Raw genomic sequence first — 22,195 nt, forward strand, 5'->3', positions numbered from 1 at the left:
GCCCGGTCCGCCGTCGCGAGGCGGGTCAGGCGATCGGCGAGCGCCACGACCTGCTTGGCGACCGGCCGGCGCGTCGCGGTGTAGTCGTCCAGCAGCGTGGCCGAGGCGCCGGACAGGATCGAGTGCAGCGCCGAGCCGAGGGCGACGGCGTCGGTGATCCCGGCGTTCATGCCTTGGCCGCCGGCCGGACTGTGCACGTGTGCCGCGTCGCCGGCCAGAATGATCCGCCCGGCCCGGTAGGTGTCGGCCACGCGGTGGTGTACGCGGAACCGGGAGCTCCAGACGACGTCCTCGACCGAAACCGGGTCCGCCACCGGGCCACGGGAGTCGAGCAGGTGCTGGACGAACGCGGCGTGCGGCTCCGGCGGTGCGGTGTCCACGGTGGCGACGATGCGGTGCGTACCGTCGGGCAGCGGCGCCACCACGACCAGCCCGGCCGGGGAGAAGTAGAGGATGACCTCGTCGTCCGGCACGCCTCCGCTGAGTTTGACGTCGGCTAGGGCGAAGGATTCGTCGTAGGTGGCGCCGTCGAACGCGATGCCGGCCTGATCGCGCACCGTGCTGTGCATCCCGTCGGCGCCGATCACGTAGTCGGCGCGCACCTGTGCACCGTCGGCGAACGTCACGGTGACGCCGTCGGCGTCTTGATCCAGACCGGCGACGGTCGCCGGACGGACCACGGTGCCGCCGAGCTCGGCCAGCCGTTGGAGCAAGATGGCCTCGGTCTCGGCTTGAGAGATCATCAGCGTGTACGGGTAGGCCGTGGGCAGCTGCCCGAATGGCACCGGGACGAGGACACGATCACGGTCCCGGATGGTGAAGCGGGGCGCGTGTACGCCGCGCTCGACCAGCCGGTTCGACACGCCGAGGGGCTCCAGGGCCTCGAGCGTGTGGGCGTGCACGACGGCGGCCCGGGACGTGTTGGCCCCGGCGGCCTGGTCGTCGACGACCGTGATGTCGTGCCCACGCAGCGCGAGCGCGATGGCGACGGTCAGTCCGGTCGGCCCGGCACCAACGACCAGGACGCTCGTACTGGTGGGAAGCGTGCTGGCGGACATGGCGACTCCTGTCGGCAACTGTTGGTCAACGCTTGTTGGCATCAATGTACGCCGACTCCTCGGCGAAGGCAACACTTGTTGGCAAACGCTTGTTGGCCTACAGTCGGTGCCGTGCGAAGATCCTCGGAACAGACCAAGGCGACGATCCTCGCGGCGGCACGCGAGCGATTCGCCGTCGACGGGTATGAGCGCGCGACGATCCGGTCCATCGCAGCGGACGCGGCGATCGACCCGTCGATGGTCATGCGCTATTTCGGCAACAAGGAGAAGCTCTTCGCGGCGGCGGCAGAGTTCGACCTGCAACTGCCGCGGCTGGCGGGGCTGGACCGCGACGACGTGGGGGCCCGGCTCGTCGAGCATTTTCTCGACCGCTGGGAGGGTGACGAAGCCCTGATGGTGTTGCTGCGCTCGGCGGTGACGAACGCCGAGGCGGCGCACCGGATGCGCGCGATCTTCGCCGAGCAGCTACGGCCGGTGACTGACGAGTTCCTCGGCGAGCGGGACGACGGCGGGCAGCGAGCCGCCTTGGCGGCGAGTCAGATTCTCGGGCTCGCGCTGGCCCGCTACGTGCTGCGTTTCGATCCGGTCGTGGCGATGAGTCGCGCGGAGCTCGTGGCGTGGGTGGGGCCCACGGTGCAGAGATACCTCGCCGGCAGGCCCGAGGCGTCGGTGTGAGTGGGCCTGCCGGCGAGGGGTCAGAGAGGTGCGGAGATGTCGATCAGGACGTGGCCGCGGCGTCGTACACCGCTTGCGCCGCCGAGCCGAAGTACGGCCCGTACATCGTGCTCGAGTCGTTGGTGTACTTGTAGCTGTTGACGGAGTTGAGCTGCCCGCCGGTGATCCATCCACCACCGGAGGAGCCGCCGGTCATGTCGCAGGCGATGCCCTGGGTGGTGGAACCCTGCGGGTCATCGTGTGCGGTGGCGGAGCAGGAGTACAGCAGTTGCCCGTCGAAGGGGCTGCCCGCCGGGTATCCGAACGAGGTGTAGCTCAACCCGCGGGACTGGTCGAAGGCGATCGGGTACGAGCCGACCGCGTCGGTCAGGCTCTGGCCACCGGAGTCGTTCATCACCGCGAAGCCGACGTCGACGGTGAAGTCACCGCTGTCCGCCCAGCCGCTGGAGGTGTACAGCGTGGCCGCGGACCATTCACCGTGCGGGGCCGAGCCGTTCTCGTAGGCGGGCACGAAGGTGAAGTTCGTGGCGAACGATCCGCCGGCGCCTTCGTGGACGCAGTGTCCGGCCGTGGTCACGACGGAGCTGTTTTGGCTCGTGGTGGCCGTGCCCGAGCAGACGTAGTCCTGGCCGCCGAGGGTGAAGAAGACCTTGCCGAGCTCCGGCTGCGGGTTCTCGGGGTCGGCTTGGGCCACCATGTCATCCGCGGCGGTGGGCGCAGCACCCGTGGTGACGTCACCGTCCGGGCTCATGCGAACGTCCGCGGGGATGGCGGCTTCCATGCGTTCGGGGGTCCAATACGACGTCACCGCTCGGTGTTCGGCGGCGGTGGTCGCTTGGTCGGCGCTGGCGACGACGGCATCTGCGGTGTCGATGCTCGGCGTCCCGGCCACGGCGGGGGCGGCTGCGCCTCCCGTCACGGCCAGCGCGAATGCGGCCAGCAGAGTTGGGGCTAAGGGTTTCCTCATGCCACTCCTCCTCGATCGGCATGTTGTCACGTCTGTGACGAAGCGCTCAACATACAGTCATAAGGGAGTCGTGTACAGCTTTGTCGGAATATCGCAAAGTCGCCCATCGCCCAACACGGGCTTAAATGATCATGTTCACCAGGCAAATACCCAGGGCACTAGGCGTGCACGCTTCGTGATGCGGCAGAACGCCTAGTGGTGTGACGAAAGGTGGGGCGCGGCCGCGTGTCAGGTCAGGAAGGCGAACGCCAGTCCCACACTCATGGCGACCTCGCTGACACACGCACCCGCCCGCGACGTCAACAGTCCTGTTGCCGGCCGGACGGCGGGCGGGCGAGCGATCGGGCCTCCGACGCCCACCGGCACTGCCAGGCGATGCGTCACGCGAACAGCCGGCTCGGCGACGCGAAAGCCCAGCGAGGTCGCAGCGACCAGAAAGTACATGCCGAACAGCCAATTCACGCCGGTCAGGGACGTCGCGCCGGGTTGGACGGCAGGCGTGTCGGCGCTGAACGCGCCCGGGCCGCCGGTGATCGGAGCAGTGAGGAACAGGTAGATCATCGCGGCGCAGGCGATGAGATGGTGCAGGTTGTAACCATGGTGTCCGCCGTGCCGGTCGGTGCCGGCACGGCTGGTGACGCCTTCGTGACGCAGCGTGACGATGAACCTGGCGGCGAGTATGCCGAACGCCACGGCGCCGGCGGTGCACAGGATGAGCGACCTGGTGTGGCCGTGGGGAAGGAGGAGTGCTGCGAGCGCGCAGCCGGTCACCACGTGCATGAGGTCGGAGGTGCGCCCGGCGCGGGTGCGCTCTGGTGCGAGCCTGCTGTGAGGGGCGACGTTCACCAGCAATCGTCCGGCGGAGTACGCGGCCGCGGCGACGAGGATGGTGATCACCATCGCCCGGAGCACGTCGGGAACCGTCATCACCGTCCTCCCTTCGTCGCCCTCGAGTCGCCAGCCACTTCTTCCGGTGACACCGTGAGATAAACGTAATCCAGAAGTCATTTTCAATCCAGTCTTGAATTTATGACTGACAGTGAGTAACTTTCCAGTCATGCTCGCTCATCGAAAGTTCGTGTCGGTGTCAAACGCGATGCAAGAGACCGGTTGTGAGTTCGTGCGCGAATCCCGCTTCCCTTGATCAGATGTCATATCGCTAGTCATGGCGTTACGCACACCTGAATACCGCCGTCATCCAGAGCTGCATCGACGGCACCACAGGGCTTCTGAGCGGCCCATCTGCGGCTGGCCGGAGGCTGTCCGACCCCAAGGGAGGGTTCGATGAAGGGTAGGCACAGGCGACGGCGCGTCAGCAAGGCGCGTAGGAGTTGGCCGCTGAGCTGGCTCAAGGGCGGGTCTCGCGAGAAGGTCTGAGCGTGATGTCGACCCGGCCGGCGCGCTGAGGGGTCGGCCGGGTCAGCAGTATGGTGTCGGCGATGTCGACACGACCGACTCTCGTCGAACGGCTCTTACAACGGCGAAGGCTGGCCCGCGCGCCCATCTGGATGTACCGGGCGCGGCTGGGTGTGCTCCTCGGCACCAGGGTGTTGCTGCTCGAGCACATCGGGCGGCGCTCCGGCCAGGCGCGTTACGCCGTGGTAGAGGCGGCCGAGCGTCCGGAGCCGGGTGTGTACGTCGTCGTCTCCGGGTTCGGCACCCAGGCGCAGTGGTTCCAGAACGTCATGGCCGACCCGAACGTGCGAATCTCGGTGGGATGGCGTTATCGGCGGCCCGCCCGCGCCCGGCGGCTGGGCGTCGCCGAGGCGCGCGGCGTGCTGGAGCGCTACGCCCTCGAGCACCCGCGGGCCTGGCGGACGCTGAAACCGATCGTCGAAGCGTCTGCCGACCGCGACCCGAACGGGCCTGATCCCGTCGTGGTGGAGTTCCGGCTGGTCTGACAGCGCGGTCAGGTGCCGAACTCCGAAGGGTCCATGACCCGGCGTACCTCGACGAGGTCGAAGCGGGCTTCGGGGATCCGGGCAGCGATGTCGGCGGCACGTTCGGCATCGGCGCAGTCCACCAGGTAGTAGCCGGCCAAGACCTCCTTGGCCTCCGTGAACGGCCCATCGGTGACGGTGGCCGTATCGTCGCGCACCCGTACGGTCATCGCCCCACGTGTCGTGAGGCCCTGGCTCTCGACGAACTCATCGGAGGCCGCGAGCTCGGCGGCCAGCACCTCGTGCTCGCGCATGACGTCGTCGAAGGCATCGCCGTACAGCTCGTTCCACGTCGTCTCGTTGCCGTAGATCAGCAGCATGTATTTCATGTCATTCTCCGAAGACGGCGTGTGTGGTCGGGCCCACCTGGTCAGTTCGACTCGAGGACCGAGAGGACATTTCCGGCCGGATCGGTGAACCATGCGATCAACGGACCACCGCCCCGGAAGATGCCTTTCTGGTCGGTTTCCATCGGGGTGCCCACATAATGTTCGAATCGCACCCCGCGCCGGGTGAGTTCGTCCACGGCCGCTTCGATGTCGTCGACCGGAAAATTCAGGATCGTGAACGACGCGGGGGTGTGGTCGGGCTTGGTGTAGACGAGAACGTCGCGGTCGCCGGCGATCTTCAGGTTCATCACGCCGGCCTCGGTCGGCATCTCCGGGATGTCGCTGATCTCCAGGCCGAGCACCTCGCCGTAGAACTCCTTGGCTCGGGCCGAATCGTCGACCGAGAAGCCGCTGAAGGCCTTGCTGTTGGCGAACATGGTGTTTCCTCCCGTGGGTGTGCCGAGGGCCGACGACATCGCCGACGCCGGCGGCTTGCGGTGTCACCGGAGACGTCGGAGCGCCGTGACACTTCTCGACATCGGCGGTGCGCGAATTTTCGTACCCAGTTCGGGCGGAGTTTCGCACCAGCGGCGATCACCTCAGGTGATGCAGAACTCGTTGCCTTCCACGTCCTGCAACACCAGGTGGGATCCGTCGGGGTCGTGGACGCGGCGCAGCAGCGTGGCGCCGGCGGCCACCAACCGCTCGGCCTCGGCGTCCTGGCGCGCCAGCCGGTCCTCGGGCGCGACGTCGCGAGTGGCCTTGATGTCCAGGTGGAGGCGGTTCTTCACCTGCTTGCCCTCAGGGACGGCGATGAAGAAGATGTCGGGCCGGTTGCCGACGACGTCGATGATCGTCCGGGTGCCGTAGCGCTGGTCTTCTGGAATGCCCATCGAATCAGCCCACGCCTCCCAGGTGGTGAAACCCGGCGGTGGGCAACCCGGGGGGCCGTCCGGGTCACTTCCCGGATAGTCGTAACCCTCGAGCGCGGTCAGCCAGAACCTCGACACTGCGTCGGGGTCCGTGCAGTCGAACACGACGTCCAGGTTGTACATGGGTTCTCCTGTGGTCGGGGCTCAGACGACGGTGAGGGCCACGCTGAGCACCACCGCCGCGGCGACACCGGCGAAGGTGCGCACGTGGTTCCACGTCGTCCAGTCCGCCGCGTAGCGCTCCCACGTCCGGTCGGCATCGTCGGCCGTCGGGCTCACCCTGGCCAGCGCCAGGTTGCGCGGTTGATGGTAGACGACGGTCATGCCGAACACGCCGACGATGTACAGCAGGCCGCCCACCAGCAGATAGATCGCCTCCGGCTCGCCCCAGCGCACGAACGCCGCGATCACGGCGATCAGGTCGACCACGGCGGTACCGATGAACGCGACCATGAACACCGGATTGTTGACAGCGGCGTTGATCGACTGCATCGCGACGATGCCCTGCGACGCGGGCAGCGCGCGAAGGCCGCGCATGACGAAGCTCGAGAACGCGAAGAGCAGCCCCGCCAGCACCCCGGAGCTGACCGCGGCGAAGATCGTGACGACGAAGATCACATCGTCGGACATGGGCAACCCCCTCCGGGCGGACGAACGCCGCATGGTGATCATAGAGAGAAAAGCCAGCCGGGTGACGATGCCGCTCCGGCACCGATCGGGGCCGCCGACGGTGTCGTGCTCGAGCCGGGCGGGTTCTCAGGTGCTGTCACACTCGAGAACCCGCCCGGCTCGGTTGGTGTCAGAGCTCAGCGACGACGCCGCGCCACCAGCCACGTGACGACCATGAGTGCCCCCGCAGCGGCCACCATCGGGCCATAGCGGCGCAGCATCGTCTGGGCGCCGGTCACCTTCAGCAGATCGATCGGTTCGACCTCCGCATCGCCTGAGCCGTACTCGAGACCTGCGGCGCTTCTGCCGTCACCGACGTCGGGTGAATGCGGCGCCGGCATCCGATTCGGCGGCACCGAGGACTCCGTCGGCTCCGCCGACGTCGCCTGCTGCGATGCGCTCGTCTCGCCGAGCGTCGTCGCGAGGCACGAGGCGAACTGGTCCAGCAACTTCCCGCCCACGTCATTGAGCATCCCGCGGCCGAACTGCGCCGGCCGGCCGGTGATGCGCAACTCTGTGGTGACGTCGACCTTGGTCGCGTGGTCACCGTCGGCCACCAGCGCCGCGGTGACCGTGGCGGCCGCGGTGCCGGAACCTCGGCTCTCTTTGCCCGAGGCCGCCAGCACGACACGGTGCGCCGCTTCGTCGGTCTCGACGAAGCGGCCCTGCCCCTTATACAGGAGGTTGATCGGCCCCAGCTTGACCTTCACCGAGCCAGTGAACGTCTCGCCGTCGAACTCGTCGAGCGTCGCACCCGGCATGCACGGCGCGACACGAGGGACGTCGAGCAGCACCTGCCAGGCTTCGTCGACCGGCGCCGGCACAGTGAACTGATGGTCCAGCTGCATGAGCGTCTCCTTGTCGGGGTGTGCGGTTTCGGCGGCATCGTCAGGCGGCTCCAGCGGCGTGCAGGGCTCGGCGAGTGAGCACGGTCGCCAAGTGCCTGCGATAGTCCGCCGAGGCCCACGGGTCGCTCGAAGGCTCCGCGTCGTCCGCGGCGTGTGCCGAGGCACTGGCCAGGGATTCCTCGGTCGCCGAAGCGCCGGACAACGCGTCCTCCACTGCACGAGCGCGCACCGGCTTCGAGGCCATATTGGTCAGCGCGACACGCGCGTCGGCCACGGTGCCGTTCGAGCGGTGTACGGCCACGGCAACCCCGACCAGCGCCCAGGCCTGGGCGACCCGGCTGAACTTCTCGTAGTGCGTGCTCCATCCGGGCAGTTTCGGCACCCGGATCGACGTCAGCACCTCACCCGGTTCGAGGACCGTGGTGAGGTAGTCGACGAAGAATTCCGACGCGGGTACGGATCGGCGACCGCCGGCTCCGGCGATCTCGAACGTGGCCTCCAGCGCCGTCGCCACGCTCGGCAGATCTCCGGCGGGGTCCGCGTGGGCGAGCGACCCGCCGAACGTGCCGAGATGACGTACCTGCCGGTCAGCGACGGTAGCCGTGGCTTGGGCGATCAACGGCGCATGTTGCTGGATCAACGGATCGCGCAGGATCTCGTCGTGCGTCGTCATGGCGCCGATCACCAACGCCTCGCCGTCGTCGCGAACGCCGCGCAGCTCGGCCACACCGCCGAGGTCGACCAGCATGGTCGGAGCGGCGAAGCGCATCCGCAACATCGGCATCAGGCTCTGCCCGCCCGCGATCACCTTGGCGTCCTCGCCGGCATCCGCCAGGGCTTGGACGGCCGCGCCCAGGTCAGTGGGGCGCGTGTAGTCGAATGCGGCCGGGATCATGGCCGCTCACCCCCTTCGGGAGCAGGTGACGAGCCGTTTCGAGCGTCCTGGATGGTGCGCCACACCCGCTCGGGGGTGCAGGGCATGCGGACGTCGGAGACGCCGAGCGGGCGCAACGCGTCCACGACGGCGTTGACCACCGCCGGGGTGGAGGCGATGGTTCCGGCTTCGCCGACGCCTTTGGCGCCGAGTGGGTGCCCCGGGGCCGGTGTCTCGGTGCGGTCGGTGATGAACGTCGGCAGATCGGCCGAGCTCGGGATGGTGTAGTCGACGAACGTCCCGGTGAGCAGGTTGCCGTCCTCGTCGTACACGGCTTCCTCGAACAGCGCCTGGGCGATGCCCTGGGCCACGCCGCCGTGGACCTGCCCCTCGACGATCAGCGGATTGATCACCGTGCCGACGTCGTCGACGGCGACATAGGAGCGGATGCTCACCATCCCGGTCTCGGTGTCCACCTCGGTCGCGCACAGGTGTGTGCCGTGCGGATACGAGAAGTCCTCGGGATCGTAGGTGGCCTCGGCGTCCAACGTGGATTCCACGCCGTCGGGCAGGTCGTGCGAGGTGAACACGGCCAGGGCACAGTCGGCCAGGGTCTTGCTCGCACCGGGGGTGCCTTTGACGCGGAAGGCGCCGTCGACGAACTCGAGGTCCGCAGGGTCGCATTCCAACAGGTGCGCAGCCACCGGACGGGCTTTGTCGACGACCCTTCGGCACGCGTTGACCAAGGCGATTCCGCCGACGGCCAGCGACCGTGACCCGTAGGTGTCCAAGCCCTTGGGCGCGGTGCGGGTGTCACCGTGCAGGACCTCGACGTCCTCGAACGGCACCCCGAGCTGATCGGCTGCGATCTGGCTCCAAGCGGTCTCGTGGCCCTGACCGTGCGGTGACGTGCCGGTGACGACCTCGACCTTGCCGGTGGGCAGCATGCGCACCGAGGCGTTCTCCCAGCCGCCGGCGGCGTAGCGCAATTGGCCGAGGATGCGCGACGGCGCCAGCCCGCACATCTCGGTGTAGGTCGATACGCCGATGCCCAGCTGGACGGGGTCGCCGGACTCCCGACGCTCGCGCTGTTCGCGGCGCAGGTCGTCGTAGCCGAACAACTCCATGGCACGGTCGGTGGCTGCGGCGTAGTTGCCGGAGTCGTAGGTCAACCCCGCGGCTGTGGCATACGGGAACTGGTCGTGCTCGATCCAGTTCCGCCGGCGAACCTCCAACGGGTCCATGCCCAACTCGGCAGCGAGATCGTCCATGATCCGCTCGACCGCGTATGTCGCTTCCGGGCGGCCGGCGCCGCGGTACGCGTCGGTCTTGGTCGTGTTCGTGAACACGCCGGTGCACTCGAAACGGTACGCCGGGAACCGGTAGATGCCGTTGTACATGAACGCGCCCAGCAGCGGCGTGCCTGGCGTGATGATGCCGAGATAGGCGCCCATGTTCACCTTGAGGTCGACCGAGATGCCGGTGACCGTGCCGTCGCGGGTCGCCGAGACCGTCACGTCTTGGATCTGGTCGCGACCGTGGTGTCCGGACAGCATCGCTTCCGAGCGGGTCTCGGTGAACTTCACCGGTCGGCCCGACCGCCGCGCCGCAGCGAAGGCGATGAACTCCTCCGGCGTGACCTGCAGTTTGCCGCCGAATCCACCGCCGACGTCCGGAGCGATCACTCGGATCTTGTGTTCGGCGACTCCGGTGGACATCGCCAGCAGCAGCCGCAGGATGTGCGGAACCTGCGTGGCCGACCACACGGTGATCTGCTCGCCGGTGGGGTCGACGACGACGCTGCGCGGTTCCATGAAGGCCGGGATCAGTCGTTGCTGGATGTAACGGCGGCGGACGACGACCTCCGCGTCGGCTGCCGCTTGGGCTGCGTCACCACCACTGCCGGCGGCGGCGGAGTCGAGCACCCAGGTGTAGCACTTGTTCGTGCCCTTGTCGGCGTGGACCAGCGGCGAGCCGTCGGCGAGCGCTGACTCCATGTCGAGAACGACGGGTAGGGGGTCGTAATCGATGTCGATGGCCTCGAGGGCATCGAGGGCGGACGCGGCGTCCCGGGCGGCGACCACCGCGACCGGCTCTCCGGTGTGGCGGACCTCGTTGATGGCCAGCGGGGGATAGTCGGGCAGGACGGTGTCTTCGGTCACCGGCCACACACACGGCATCAGTCCCTGCATGTCGGCGACGTCGCGACCGGTGAAGACGTCGAACACCCCGGGTAGCCCGCGCGCCGACGTGACGTCGATGTGGGTGATCCGCGCGTGAGCCATCGGGCTGCGCAGGATGGCCAGGTGCATCATGCCGGGTAGGGCGAGATTGTCGGTCCACATCGTCCGGCCGGTGATCAGCCGGGCATCTTCCTTGCGGCGACGGTCGCGACCGACTTCGGCCTGGCGTTCTTCGGCGATGGTCACGTCGTCACCCCCTGCGTCTGTGCTGCTGGCGACGCCTGTGCCGGCGCATCGACGGTCGCTGCGGTGCCGGCGCGCATGCTCGTCGCGGCGTCGCGAACCGCTTGGACGATGTTCTGGTAGCCGGTACAGCGGCAGAGGTTGCCTTCGAGCCCTTCGCGCACCTCGTCGTCGGTGGGGTCGGGGTTCTCCGACAGCAGGTCGACCGCCGCCATGATCATTCCCGGCGTGCAATACCCGCACTGCAGGGCGTGGGTCTCATGGAAAGCCCGTTGAACCGGATGCAGTTCGCCGTCGGCGCCGGCCAGTCCTTCAACGGTGGTGACGTCCATACCGTCGGCTTGCACGGCGAGGACGGAACAGCTCTTCACTCCGCGTCCACCGAGCAACACGGTGCACGAGCCGCAGTTGGTGGTGTCGCACCCCACGACGGTGCCAACCTTGCCGAGCCGCTCGCGTAAGTGATGGACGAGGAGGGTCCGCGGTTCGACATCGTCGTCGTACGTGACGCCGTCGACCGTCATGCTGATTCTGGTCATGGGCACTCCCGCGTACGCCAGGGGCCGGGTCCAGAGCACTCGACCGGCCCGACGGTGCGCATCGGGTCAGCGCCTCAGCGCGCTTCACCTCCTTGTGACGGCGATCCACGGTGCGCCGTCGACGACGCTTGAGATCCCGGTGCGCGCATTATGCCCCCAGCAAAGTCGTCCCAGCCGGTCACCGCAAGGGGTTCGGTCGAACCAGTCGGGTCGTGGACCCGGGGTGAGCGGCGTCACGGCCGCCTCATTGGCGATCACGAGAGGCATCTCGGCACAATCGTTCACGAAACGAGATGTTTCGTCTCGATATCAGAGACTTGTGAGGTCCGTCATGCTGTTCGACTGCCCGGAATGCGGGCTGCCCACCACGGTGAGCCCGCGTGGACGCGTGCTCAGTACGTCCGGGATGGTGGAGCACGTCGACGTCCATTGCGTGACCGGTCATCGCTTCACCGGGCCCGCGGAGTCGCTGCGCGTGCTCCTGTCGCGATGAGTCAGGCCGGCGCGGTGTGGCCGTCCTGGGAGCCGAAGCCGTAGGCGATCACCGGCGCGAGGGCACCGGGCTTCAGACGATCGAGCACGTAGCGCTCGTACGGCACGACGGAGTCGGGGAGCGCGTCGAGCCGGAACCATCGCAGGTCCGCTGCCTTGTCCGGCTCCACGAGGCGCGGCGTGCCGGCCCATCGGCGGCACTCGAAGAAGAAGTCCACGCGCTCGTCGATCGGCAGCCCATTGCCTTCGGTGCGGTGCATCGTCGTCAGGGCCGTCAGATCGCCCGGGGCGACTTCGACGTCGAGTTCTTCAGCGGCCTCGCGGCATGCGGCGTCGAGGACGGATTCGTCGGCCTCGACATGCCCGGCCGCTGCGGCCGCCCAGTAGCCGTCCATGTAGCCCGTGTTCTGGCGGCGTTGCAGCAGAACCTCGTCGTTGCGACGGAAGAACAGGTACGCAGCGGGGATGACGCTGAAGTGTTCCGGCACGGGCGACGATCCTACGCGCCATGATCGAGGTGTCGCCGTGCGGGTCCGGCCGCATGGATGAACGCGAACATGGACGATTTGAGACAGTGGGCGACATGACGGAGTCCTTCAGTCTCGACCAGGCCCGGGCCGCTCTCACGCGCCTGCGACCGGTCATCGACGAGTTCACCGCCGTCCGGGCCGACGTCGCCGAGCTCGCCGCGGCCGTCCACGGCGGTACGCCGAGCGCGCTGGGAGGACTTCCCGAGCTCAAGGCAGCACAGGCCCGCCTCGACGAGCTGGTTTCGTTGATCGTGCAGTCGCGGGCGGACGTGAAGGGGATCGCGCCGCTGTTGATCGACTTCCCGTCTCGATTGGACGGCCAGGATGTGCTGCTGTGCTGGCTGGAGGGTGAGGACGACCTCGGGTGGTACCACCGCGTCGACCTGGGTTTCGCGGGACGCCGTCGGCTGACGTGAATCGTCGGCGTGCCGAGAACCCCGGCTAGGCGGGCTCGGTGGAGGCAGCGGCGTCGAGAATGATCTGGGTGAGCTTGGCGGGCTGAGTGAGTTGCGGCCAGTGTCCGCCCGGCAGGTCGACGTACTCGACGTCGCGGATGCGGGCCATCTCGCTCACCGGGCCCTCGTTGCTCTCGATCCAGCCGCGCAGGTCGGCCGCGGTGTACTCGGGGCACACCGCCGTGGCGGGAACGTCGTAGCGGCGTTCGTCGGACAGCTGGACTGCATCGGTGAGTACGCGTTCAGGTGCGGGGATGGCCTCGGCGTAGAACCGGGCCAGCGACTCCTCGTCGAAATCGACGATGTTCGCCTCTTCGCCCATTTCCGCCCAGTCGGGCATGGGTACTTCGCCGTTGGTGGCCGGCAGGCCTGGGAGCATCGGCGTTCCGGCCGGTGCTGGAAAGCCGCCGACGTGCACGATCCGTGCGACTCGACCGGGGCGAGCATCCAGGGCGGCATGGGCGATGCCGCAACCGATCGAGTGGCCGACGAGCAAGATGTCCTCGCCGTCTCCGGGCACCGCGTCGATCGCCGCAACGACGGCGTCGACCTGGTCACGCAGCGTGATGGCTGAGCGGTCGGCCTCCTTGCTGTGCATGCCGGGCAGGGTGAGGGGGTGGACGTCGTGGCCGGCGTCTTCGAGGAGAGGGGTGACGGCGTCCCACGAGGAGCCATCGAGCCAGAGGCCCGGGACGAGGATGATGTGCATCGGTACCTGCCTCCGCGCTGATGTCTCAGGTGGACGTGCTTTTTCGAAAGCACATACTACAGGTCGGAAGCACGATGTCCAGTCGTGGCCGGGCGGTCAGTGAGCCGTGACGTCCCACGTGCGCAAGCGGCCGCACATGCCGTAGCGGAACGTCGCTTCGCGCCGCTCGCCCGGGTGGACCGATGACGCCGCCAAGTGCGGCGCGCTGCCTCGGGAGAGATCGGCCAGCGCCTGCTCGGTCGCCTCGACCTGGGCCTTGACGCTGCGTCGCCACATGTCGTGCCAGGTGGGTGCGCGGTCGGCGACCAGTGCACCCGCTCGGTCGTACAACTGCATCAGGGCGGCCGGGCCGTGGGTCTGCACGCGTGACCGCAGCACGCCGAACCCCTCGATCGCGCGGTCGCGGCGCCGGCGCGCGGCCGCGGCGATGGTGTCGTCGTCCGCGCCGGTGGGCAGGGCGGCGGCCTCGGAGTAGCGCTGCGGATCGGCGAGAACGTCGTCGGGGAAGGTGAACACCGCGTCGCCGGCCTCGGGCAGTCCGGCGTTTTGCATCACGACGATGATCTCGAGCCCCGCCTCGTTGACCAGCCGGTGGACCGTGCCCGGCGTGAACCACAGGACGACCCCGGGCTCCAGGCGATGTTCGGCGAAGCCGGCGCTGCTCAGCGTCTGCAGCCGACCCCGTCCGCCGACCACGACGTAGCCTTCGCCGGACGCGGTGTGCAGGTGCGGCGAGCCGCCGGCCAGACCGTCCGGCGTGGGCCAGTCGTAGACGGTCAGGTGGCTGACGGCGGTGCCGCCAGGGAACGCCGGACGCCTCGATGTGGCCGGTGCCGACGCCTGCGGGAAAGCGTTATCCGCCATCCTGGCAGTGTCTCACATCCGAGGTCATCGGTGCGAGGCGAACCAGGGCCGGGGCAGGTCGAGATACCTGATGTCGTCCATCAACGCCAGCTCGGCGTCGATGAGACGTCGTGCCTCCGGTGGCGGCTGAAGCGATTCGGCCGCTCGCGCTTCGGCCTGAGTGGTGAACGCGACGGTCTCGGTGAATCGGCCGTGCGCGTCGATCGCCAGGGTCGCACCGAGGACGTCCGGGCGCAGCCGCGACAGCAATGGCGCAGACCGGGCCACGACGCTGCGCAGCCGGGCCGGATCGTGGACCCGGCCTTCGATGACCTGAACGAAGCCGGCATGGTCCGGCTCGCCGCCGAGCAGGAGAGTGACGTCGGAGCAGCCACGAATCACGACCGGACCGGCGAACAACGCCTCGAACTCGCGCCACCGGGATCTCTGCTCCGGGCGAGCGTCGTTCGCGCGGGCCTGCCGTTCGGTCGCGAAGCGCACCACGCCGACGAAGGTGCCGTCGTCGGCCACACCGTAAGTCCCGCCGATCCAGCCGTCGGCGCCGGGAGCGACATCCCGCTGCCAGCGTTCCACCGCCGCGTGAACCGCCGCTTCGTCGGCGACGACGCCCTCGATGACCTGAACGAACATGAGGTCCTTCCGCATGCCCGGCGATGCGGCCGCGCCTTCGGCACGAGAAGCCGGCCACACGTCGACGCTACGCCGGCGCCGGCGCTGCACCAAGAGCACCGGCGCCGGCGTGCACCGAATCGAGGCACTCCCGTCATGGGTCGGTGAACCGGTGAGCGCCGAGGCCGTTGCCTAGTCCCCGATGTACGGACCGCCGGTGGGGGACGTGCGCCACACCGTGACGACCGAGGGCCTGGGCTGGTCGCCGTAGGGGAAGGTGGACAGCGGGTTCTCCGGGGAGGCGCCGGCGCCGTCGCCCGGGTGCTGGACGGCCATCAGCGCGGTGCGCCCGTCCGGGGTGATGAACGGCCCGCAGCACTCCGCCCCGATCGGCACCGACAGGAACCGGCGCAGGTGTCCCTTGTCCGCGCCCTCGATCGGCATGACGAACATGCCGTCGTGGACGCCGCTGGCCCCCGGCATGCCGTCGGTGGACAGCCACAACCGCCCGGACGGATCGAAGGCGACGTTGTCAGGACAGGAGATCTGGCTGACCTGCGACTTGTCGAAGCCGTCGTAATAGGTCTCCGGATCGGAGGGGTCACCGGCGATCAACACCACCCGCCAGGTGAACGTCAACGCGGCCGCGTCCCCGCCGTCCTCGTCGACACCGATGACGTGGCCGAACTTGTTGTCCGGCCGGGGGTTGGCCTCGTCGACCTCCGCCGGGGTACGCCGGGAGTTGTTGGTCAGCGCGATGTAGACCGTGCCGGTGACCGGGTGCGGCTCGACGTCTTCGGGACGGTCCATCTTCGTCGGGTGGACGGTGTCGGCGGCCAGCCGGGTGAACGTCAGCACCTCCTCGACGCTCATGCCGTCGACCTTGCTCTGGCCGTCGACCACGAGCGGGAGCCACTCACCGGTGCCGTCGAACAGGCCGTCCTCGGGCGGGCGGTCCGGGAATTCCGGGCTGTCGCCGGTGAACCGCGCCACGTAGAGATCGCCCTGTTCGAGCAGGCGAAGGTTGTGCTCGCGGTCGCGCCGGCTGGTGCCGTCGCGGTACTTCTTCGCCGAGACGAACTTGTAGACGTAGTCGAAGCGCTCGTCGTCACCCATGTACGCCACCACGCGGCCGTCAGCAGCGATCGAGACGGCCGCCGCCTCGTGCTTGAACCGCCCCAGCGCGGTGTGCTTGCGCGGGACGGAGTGCGGGTCGTAGGGGTCGATCTCGACGATCCAGCCGAACCGGTTCACCTCGTTGGGTTCGACGGCGAGGTCGAAGCGCTCGTCGATACGTTCCCACCCGCGCTGGGTACCGGCCTGCGTGCGGATGCCGTACCGGCTGAGCCGCTCGACCGCCACCGGGTCCGTGATGTCGGCCGAAGCGCCGAAATACTGGTTGTAGTTCTCCTCGGCGGACAGGATCGTTCCCCATGGGGTCACACCGCCGGCGCAGTTGTTGAGCATGCCGTGGACCGTGGTGCCCCCAGGGTCTGCTGAAGTGCGCAGGAGATCGCTTCCCGCCGCGGCGCCGGTCAGCCGCATCGCGGTCGCGGTGTGGAGGCGGCGGTTGTGCCGCCGCGGACGCGAGACGCGCCGCCATTCCCCGGTGTCGCCGACGCGCTCGATCTCCACGATCGAGCCGCCGTGTGCGGCCATCGCGATCCGCAGCTGTTCCTCGCTGGCCGACTCGGGCCCGGCCCACCCGCGGAACATGAGCTCTTCGTTGGTGTACTCGTGGTTGACCCACAGCAGGGCGCGCTCGAAGTTCCGGTCCAGCGGCAGGACGGCCACGAAATCGGCGTTGTAACCGAACTGGCCTCGTTGCGCCGCCGACGTCTGGTTGTCGAAGTCGAACTCCGGTGCTCCCGGCTCCACGGGGTCGCCCCACGCCATGACCACCGACCAGTCGTAGCCGTTGGGCACCACGACGTTGTCCACGACGTTGTCACCCACCGCGGTGAAGCCGACGCGGCGGCCGTACTCCGGTGGGGTGGGCCGGATACCAGGCGGCGGTTTCGGACCGGCGGTACGTGCGGGTGCGGCGCTCGCCGGCGTCGGCATCGCCGCGCCGACGCCGGCCACGACGGCGGCCGCGGCGCCGGTGCGCAGTAGCCCGCGGCGCGACATCGCCTTGGTGACCACGTCGCCGAAGTACTCGTTGTCACTGGTGTTCGGTACGGGGTGCGAGCACGCGTCACCACAGCGGTACTTGCACGTCATGGCAGCGCGCCCGCCGTGGCCCGTGGTGAGCAACGGCAGCTGCAGGCGTCGGCGGCCAGGGCCGCTCTCGATGTCGGGCATGCGGATTCCTCCGGTCTGGGCAGGTGTGCCATGAAGGTAAGAATCCGACGGCGACGGGAACCACCGCACCTGGACGAACAACAGGTGACAACCCGATGAGCCACTCGTGTCGATCGGAGATGATCGGCGCCGGGGCGGTGCGGCCGGCACCGCGGACGTGGTGTGCCGGCCGCACCTGGTCGGGTCAGTCCCCGATGTACGGACCGCCAGTCGGCGACGTACGCCAGATCGTGATCACCGAGGGCCTGGGCTGGTCGCCGTAGGGGAAGGTAGACAGCGGGTTCTCCGGCGAGGCGCCGTCGCCGTCGCCGGGGTGCTGCACCGCCACCGTGGCCGTCCGTCCGTCCGGAGTGATGAACGGGCCGCAGCACTCCGCGCCGATCGGCACCGAGACGAAGCGGCGCAGGTGTCCCTTGTCCTCGCCCTCGATGGGCATGACGAACATGCCGTCGTTCGCATTGAGCGTGCCGCCCATGCCGTCGGTGGCCAGCCACAACCGCCCGGACGGGTCGAAGGCGACGTTGTCGGGGCAAGAGATCTGGCTGACCTGCGACTTGTCGAAGCCGTCGTAGTAGGTCTCCGGATCGTCGGGGTCACCGGCCACGATCACGATGCGCCACGTGAACGTCGTGGACGCGACGTCGCCGTTGTCTTCGTCCACGCTGATGACGTGGCCGAACTTGTTCTCCGGGCGTGGGTTGGCCTCGTCGACCTGCTCGGGAGACCGTGCGGTGTTGTTGGTCAGCGACATGTAGACCGTGCCGGTGACCGGGTGCGGCTCGACATCCTCGGGACGGTCCATCTTCGTCGCCCCCGCCTTGTCGGCGGCGATCCGCGCGAAGGTCAGGACCTCCTCGACGCTCATCCCGTCGATCTGGCTCTGGCCGTCGACCACGAGCGGGAGCCACTCACCGGTGCCGTCGAACAGACCGTCCTCGGGCGGACTGTCGGGGAATTCCGGGCTGTTGCCGGTGAACCGGGCGACGTAGAGGTCACCGTCGTCCAGCAGGGTCATGTTGTGCTCACGGTCGCGCCGGCTGGTGCCGTCGCGGTACGTCTTCGCCGAGACGAACTTGTAGACGTACTCGAACCGCTCGTCGTCGCCCATGTAGGCCGCCACGCGGCCGTCGGCGCCGACGAAGACGTTCGCGCCCTCGTGCTTGAACCGCCCCAGTGCCGTGCGCTTACGTGGGGTCGATGCCGGGTCGAACGGGTCGAGCTCGACGATCCAGCCGAACCGGTTCGGCTCGTTGGGCTCGGTGGCGAGGTCGAAGCGTTCATCGACGCGTTCCCACCCGCGCTCGGTGCCGGCCTCGGTGCGCAACCCGTAGCGGCTGTACCGCCGGGCGCGTTCCTCGTCGGTGATGTCGGCGCTCGCACCGAAGTACTGGTGGACGTTCTCTTCTCCGGACAGGATCGTGCCCCACGGTGTCAGGCCGCCGGCGCAGTTGTTGAGCATGCCGTAGACCGTGGTGCCGTCCGGGTCGGCCGTGGTGCGCACGAGGTCGCTGCCAGCGACCGGACCGGTCAGGTGGAACTCGGTGCCGGTGTGGATGCGGCGGTTGTGCCGGCGCGGGCGACGCGTGCGCCGCCATTCGCCGGTGTCGCCGACCCTCTCGATCTCGAGAATGGAGCCGCCGTGCGCCGCCATCGCGATCCGCAGTTGTTCCTCGGTGGCTGATTCGGGCCCGGCCCACCCGCGAAACATGAGTTCTTCGTTGGTGTACTCGTGATTGACCCAGAGCAAGGCTCGATCGAAATTTCGGTCGAGTGGTAACACGGCAACGTAATCACAGTTGTAGCCGAATTGCCGTTGCTGTGCTTCGGCGGTCTGATTGTCGAAGTCGAACTCCGGCGCTCCCGGCTCCACCGGGTCGCCCCAGGAGATGGTGACCGACCAGTCGTAACCGTTGGGGACGACGACGGCGTCGAGCATGTTGTCGCCGACCGCGGTGAAGCTGACCGGCCGGCCGTATTCCGGCGGCTCGGGCTTGATGGACGAGGGCGGCTTGGCCCTGCTGACCTGCGGCGCAGCTGGGGCGGCCGCAACCGCGCCCACCGACGAGGCCGCACCGGTTCCGGCCACCACGACGGCCGCGGCGCCGGTGCGCAACAGCCCCCGGCGCGACATCGCCGTGTCGACCATGTCGCCGAAGTACTCGTTGTCGCTGGTGTTGGGTGCCTCGTGGAAGCACGCGTTAGCGCAGCGATATTTGCACGTCATGGCGCTCCGGCCGCCATGGGTTCCGCCGAGAATCGGGAGCAAGCGGCGTCGGCCCTGCTGGCCGCCGTCGAAGTCGGACATGCGATTCCCTTCGTCGAGGTGCAGCGCGTGTCGACAAAGAGTAAATAAACTTTCATCCCCTGGCTACCCACCGCAATCCGGATGGTGGTTTGCGTACCGCCCGGCCTAGCGGCGACTGCGCTCGGAGCACTGATCGGCGAATCAGACCCGCCGATTTCTGCCATCGGCGCGTGAGCTGGTGCATGCTGGAACTCATCGGCTGCCGGGCTTCCCGGCGGCTCAGCGAGAAGGGGGCTCGCGATGATCTTCACAGCGATCGGGGAGATGACTCCCGACGGTGCGGTGCCCGCCGACGTCGGGACGACGCCGTTGCTCGAGCGCATCCGAACCGGTGTCATCGGCGAGGGCGAGGTGCTACACGGCCCGTACGGGGCCCGGCGTGTCACCTACGCCGACTACACCGCGTCGGGCCGGGCGCTCGACTTCATCGAAGACTTCATCCGGGGCCAGGTTCTGCCGCTGTACGCGAACACGCACACCGAGAGCTCCGGCACCGGACTGCAGACCACGCTGCTGCGCGAGGACGCCCGGCGGATCATCCGCGACTCCGTCGGTGGGACGGACGAGCACCTGGTGATCTTCACCGGATCCGGGGCCACGTCGGCGGTCAACAAGCTCATCGGCATCCTCGAGCTGCGGCTGCCCACCGGCGTGGCCGAGCGGCACGGCGTCAGCATCGACCCGCCCTCACCGCCACCGGTCGTGTTCGTCGGCCCGTACGAGCATCACTCCAACGAACTGCCGTGGCGCGAATCGATCGCCGATGTGGTGGCCCTGGACGCCGACGCCGACGGTCACATCGATCTGGCGCAGTTGGAGGAGCTGCTCAACCGGTACGCCGGCCGCTCGATCCGGATCGGTAGTTTCTCGGCTGCGTCGAACGTCACCGGCGTCCTCACCGACACCGACCGGATCGCCGCCCTGCTGCATCGCTACGGTGCGCTGTCGTTCTGGGACTACGCCGCAGCGGGGCCGTACGTCCCGATCCGGATGAGCGAGAGCGCGCCTGGAGCCGGCGACCACAAGGATGCGATCTTCCTGTCCCCGCACAAGTTCGTCGGCGGCCCACAGACCCCCGGCGTCCTGGTCGTTCATCGCGACCTGGTGCTCAACCGGGTTCCGACGGTGCCTGGCGGCGGAACCGTCGAGTTCGTGAGCCCCACCCGGCATCGGTACCTGTCCGATCCGGTCGCGCGCGAGGAAGGCGGCACGCCGGCGATCGTCGAGTCGATCCGGGCCGGGCTCGTCTTCGGGCTGAAAGACGCCGTGGGCACCGATCTCATCCAGGCCCGCGAGGAGAAGTTGTGGCGCTATGCCGTGCGGCGCTGGGACAGCGTGCCCGGCATCGAGGTGCTCGGCGACCACGACGTACCGCGGCTGTCGATCGTGTCCTTCCGGATCCGCGCCGGCTCGAGATTCTTGCACCACAACTTCGTCGTCGCGTTGCTCAACGACCTGTTCGGCATCCAGGCCCGGGGCGGTTGCTCGTGCGCCGGGCCGTACGGGCACCGGTTGCTCTCGGTCGGCCCGGCGACCTCCGAAGCCTTCGGCGAGGTCGTCAGCGTCGGCTGCGAGGGCATCAAGCCCGGCTGGACCAGGGTGAACTTCAACTACTTCATCTCCGACACCGTGCGTGACTACATCGTCGACGCGGTCGAGTTGATCGCCCGGTACGGGCACCGATTGCTGAGTGAGTACGTCTTCGACCCGCGTACCGCGCTGTGGCGGCATCGCGACGGTGCGACGCAACCACCGGTGCGCCTTGCTGCGCTGCGCTATGACGACTTCGGGAGCCCGGTGCACGCCATCCGGCACGAGCAGCTGGGTGAGGACGTGCTGGCCGAGCATCTCGCGCAGGCTCGCGAGATCTTCGCGTCACGACCGGACGAGTTGGAAGCCGAGGGACCGACGGGGATGTCCGAGCAGTTCGAGGCGCTTCGGTGGTTCCCGTTGCCGCCGTCGTCGGTCAGCCGCGAGTGAGCAGCCAGGCGAAGAGCACCAGCAGCTGAGCCCCCATCTGGACCCGAACGAACCGCTCGAGCGAGGGCCGCAGCGCGGCGCGCTCGACCGAGGCGTCGACCGGCACGACGGCGCCCACCGCGGCCAGCACGTGCGTGGCGTGCATCCCGAACATCGTGCCTGCCGTCCAGCCGGTGATGCCGTCAGCGCCGGCCAGGACGACCACCGCGCAGACCGCGAGCAGCACCGACGGCCAATGCGAGGCGGGCAGGCCAGCCGCGGCGACGGCGAGCCCGGCCAGCAGAATCAACACGAACACCGACGCTGACGCCCAGGCGCACGCCGCTGCCGCCGTCCCGAACCCGGCCACGCCGATACCCGCCCGTAAGGCCCACGATGGCAGGGTGGGGCCCAGCGCGCCCTCGGCCCGCGATTCCGTCGTCATCGGCGCGCCCTCCCTGCGACCCGGCGCAAGCGGGTCAGGCTCAGTGCGAGGGCAGCAGGCTCGGCCGAAGTGACCAGCACCCCGGAGGCGGCCAGCGAGCGCAGCCGCTCGTCTCGCTCGGCTATCACGACCCGCGCGGCGAGCGTGGCCGCGGGGTCGGCCATCCGGACGACCGGGGTCGGCAGCACGTCGACGGCCAGCACCGGGTGACCCGAGCGCCGCCACGACGTTGCCAGCGCGGCGACGGCGTCGTCCATGAACACCGA

Annotated in this window: 23 protein-coding genes and 1 pseudogene; 5 read left to right on the top strand and 19 right to left on the bottom strand. The window is 68.6% G+C overall.

The window, feature by feature from the left end:
• Positions 1-1,058: FAD-dependent oxidoreductase (locus M6444_RS02795; RefSeq protein ID WP_298322866.1), on the bottom strand; the 1,058-nt coding region annotated here is incomplete at its 3' end.
• Positions 1,059-1,169: 111 nt separating this feature from the next.
• Between M6444_RS02795 and M6444_RS02800 the strand changes: the two genes are divergently transcribed.
• Entirely contained in the window at positions 1,170-1,733 is a 564-nt protein-coding gene (locus tag M6444_RS02800) for a TetR family transcriptional regulator (protein ID WP_298322868.1), read from the top strand.
• A 43-nt stretch (positions 1,734-1,776) separates the two neighbouring features.
• Here the strand turns inward: M6444_RS02800 and M6444_RS02805 are convergent, their stop codons facing one another.
• Positions 1,777-2,700, bottom strand: coding sequence for a hypothetical protein (locus M6444_RS02805; protein ID WP_298322871.1), 924 nt, complete (start codon positions 2,698-2,700; stop codon positions 1,777-1,779).
• Between the two features lie 228 nt (positions 2,701-2,928).
• The gene (locus M6444_RS02810; RefSeq protein ID WP_298322874.1) at positions 2,929-3,627 is read right to left on the bottom strand and encodes a DUF5134 domain-containing protein; all 699 of its coding nucleotides are present in this window, start codon (positions 3,625-3,627) and stop codon (positions 2,929-2,931) included.
• Between the two features lie 512 nt (positions 3,628-4,139).
• On the opposite strand from M6444_RS02810, the gene M6444_RS02815 reads away from it, so the two are divergent.
• Positions 4,140-4,601, top strand: a complete 462-nt coding sequence (locus M6444_RS02815; protein ID WP_298322877.1) for a nitroreductase family deazaflavin-dependent oxidoreductase — start codon at positions 4,140-4,142, stop codon at positions 4,599-4,601.
• 8 nt (positions 4,602-4,609) lie between these two features.
• Here M6444_RS02815 and M6444_RS02820 read toward each other — a convergent pair whose 3' ends face one another.
• The 8 genes from M6444_RS02820 to M6444_RS02855 all read right to left on the bottom strand — a co-directional run bounded on the left by M6444_RS02820 (position 4,610) and on the right by M6444_RS02855 (position 11,257).
• Entirely contained in the window at positions 4,610-4,969 is a 360-nt protein-coding gene (locus M6444_RS02820) for a YciI family protein (RefSeq protein ID WP_298322878.1), read from the bottom strand.
• A 41-nt stretch (positions 4,970-5,010) separates the two neighbouring features.
• On the bottom strand, positions 5,011-5,406 hold the full coding sequence (locus tag M6444_RS02825; RefSeq protein WP_298322880.1) for a VOC family protein: 396 nt from the start codon (positions 5,404-5,406) through the stop codon (positions 5,011-5,013).
• Between the two features lie 162 nt (positions 5,407-5,568).
• A complete protein-coding gene (locus M6444_RS02830) occupies positions 5,569-6,024 on the bottom strand; it encodes a VOC family protein (RefSeq protein ID WP_298322883.1) in 456 nt (151 codons plus the stop codon).
• Positions 6,025-6,045: 21 nt separating this feature from the next.
• Positions 6,046-6,531: an anthrone oxygenase family protein gene (locus M6444_RS02835; protein WP_298322885.1), complete on the bottom strand. Its 486-nt coding sequence runs from the start codon at positions 6,529-6,531 to the stop codon at positions 6,046-6,048.
• Positions 6,532-6,707: 176 nt separating this feature from the next.
• Complete coding sequence (locus tag M6444_RS02840) at positions 6,708-7,418, bottom strand: SRPBCC family protein (RefSeq protein ID WP_298322887.1); 711 nt, start codon at positions 7,416-7,418, stop codon at positions 6,708-6,710.
• 40 nt (positions 7,419-7,458) lie between these two features.
• A complete protein-coding gene (locus tag M6444_RS02845) occupies positions 7,459-8,313 on the bottom strand; it encodes a xanthine dehydrogenase family protein subunit M (RefSeq protein WP_298322891.1) in 855 nt (284 codons plus the stop codon).
• On the bottom strand, positions 8,310-10,721 hold the full coding sequence (locus M6444_RS02850) for a xanthine dehydrogenase family protein molybdopterin-binding subunit (protein WP_298322894.1): 2,412 nt from the start codon (positions 10,719-10,721) through the stop codon (positions 8,310-8,312). The genes M6444_RS02845 and M6444_RS02850 overlap by 4 nt, the downstream gene beginning before the upstream one ends.
• Complete coding sequence (locus M6444_RS02855; protein WP_298322897.1) at positions 10,718-11,257, bottom strand: (2Fe-2S)-binding protein; 540 nt, start codon at positions 11,255-11,257, stop codon at positions 10,718-10,720. Before M6444_RS02855 ends, M6444_RS02850 begins: the two co-directional genes overlap by 4 nt.
• A gap of 331 nt (positions 11,258-11,588) precedes the next feature.
• Here M6444_RS02855 and M6444_RS02860 point away from each other — a divergent pair, with 331 nt between their 5' ends.
• Complete coding sequence (locus M6444_RS02860; protein ID WP_298322900.1) at positions 11,589-11,750, top strand: hypothetical protein; 162 nt, start codon at positions 11,589-11,591, stop codon at positions 11,748-11,750.
• Between the two features lies 1 nt (position 11,751).
• Here M6444_RS02860 and M6444_RS02865 read toward each other — a convergent pair whose 3' ends face one another.
• Positions 11,752-12,237, bottom strand: a complete 486-nt coding sequence (locus tag M6444_RS02865; RefSeq protein ID WP_298322902.1) for an NUDIX domain-containing protein — start codon at positions 12,235-12,237, stop codon at positions 11,752-11,754.
• A 95-nt stretch (positions 12,238-12,332) separates the two neighbouring features.
• Between M6444_RS02865 and M6444_RS02870 the strand changes: the two genes are divergently transcribed.
• Complete coding sequence (locus M6444_RS02870; RefSeq protein ID WP_298322905.1) at positions 12,333-12,695, top strand: DUF2203 domain-containing protein; 363 nt, start codon at positions 12,333-12,335, stop codon at positions 12,693-12,695.
• Between the two features lie 25 nt (positions 12,696-12,720).
• Here the strand turns inward: M6444_RS02870 and M6444_RS02875 are convergent, their stop codons facing one another.
• From M6444_RS02875 to M6444_RS02895, 5 genes are all read right to left on the bottom strand, one after another.
• On the bottom strand, positions 12,721-13,443 hold the full coding sequence (locus M6444_RS02875; RefSeq protein WP_298322909.1) for an alpha/beta hydrolase: 723 nt from the start codon (positions 13,441-13,443) through the stop codon (positions 12,721-12,723).
• Between the two features lie 96 nt (positions 13,444-13,539).
• Complete coding sequence (locus M6444_RS02880; protein WP_298322912.1) at positions 13,540-14,307, bottom strand: cupin domain-containing protein; 768 nt, start codon at positions 14,305-14,307, stop codon at positions 13,540-13,542.
• A 24-nt stretch (positions 14,308-14,331) separates the two neighbouring features.
• Positions 14,332-14,937, bottom strand: coding sequence for a hypothetical protein (locus M6444_RS02885; protein ID WP_298322915.1), 606 nt, complete (start codon positions 14,935-14,937; stop codon positions 14,332-14,334).
• Between the two features lie 171 nt (positions 14,938-15,108).
• A complete protein-coding gene (locus tag M6444_RS02890; RefSeq protein WP_298322918.1) occupies positions 15,109-17,220 on the bottom strand; it encodes a PhoX family phosphatase in 2,112 nt (703 codons plus the stop codon).
• A 184-nt stretch (positions 17,221-17,404) separates the two neighbouring features.
• Complete coding sequence (locus M6444_RS02895) at positions 17,405-19,525, bottom strand: PhoX family phosphatase (RefSeq protein WP_298322921.1); 2,121 nt, start codon at positions 19,523-19,525, stop codon at positions 17,405-17,407.
• A gap of 240 nt (positions 19,526-19,765) precedes the next feature.
• On the opposite strand from M6444_RS02895, the gene M6444_RS02900 reads away from it, so the two are divergent.
• Positions 19,766-21,505, top strand: coding sequence for an aminotransferase class V-fold PLP-dependent enzyme (locus M6444_RS02900; RefSeq protein WP_298322923.1), 1,740 nt, complete (start codon positions 19,766-19,768; stop codon positions 21,503-21,505).
• Here M6444_RS02900 and M6444_RS02905 read toward each other — a convergent pair.
• Both M6444_RS02905 and M6444_RS02910 read right to left on the bottom strand, forming a co-directional pair.
• A complete protein-coding gene (locus M6444_RS02905; protein ID WP_298322926.1) occupies positions 21,492-21,929 on the bottom strand; it encodes a hypothetical protein in 438 nt (145 codons plus the stop codon). The genes M6444_RS02900 and M6444_RS02905 overlap by 14 nt on opposite strands.
• Positions 21,926-22,195 (bottom strand): annotated as a pseudogene (locus M6444_RS02910) (DUF58 domain-containing protein); the annotation flags it as partial. The pseudogene M6444_RS02910 and the gene M6444_RS02905, both read right to left, overlap by 4 nt.

This window comes from Haloactinopolyspora sp. (genome assembly GCF_027324685.1).
In the GTDB taxonomy this organism is placed as follows: domain Bacteria; phylum Actinomycetota; class Actinomycetes; order Jiangellales; family Jiangellaceae; genus Haloactinopolyspora.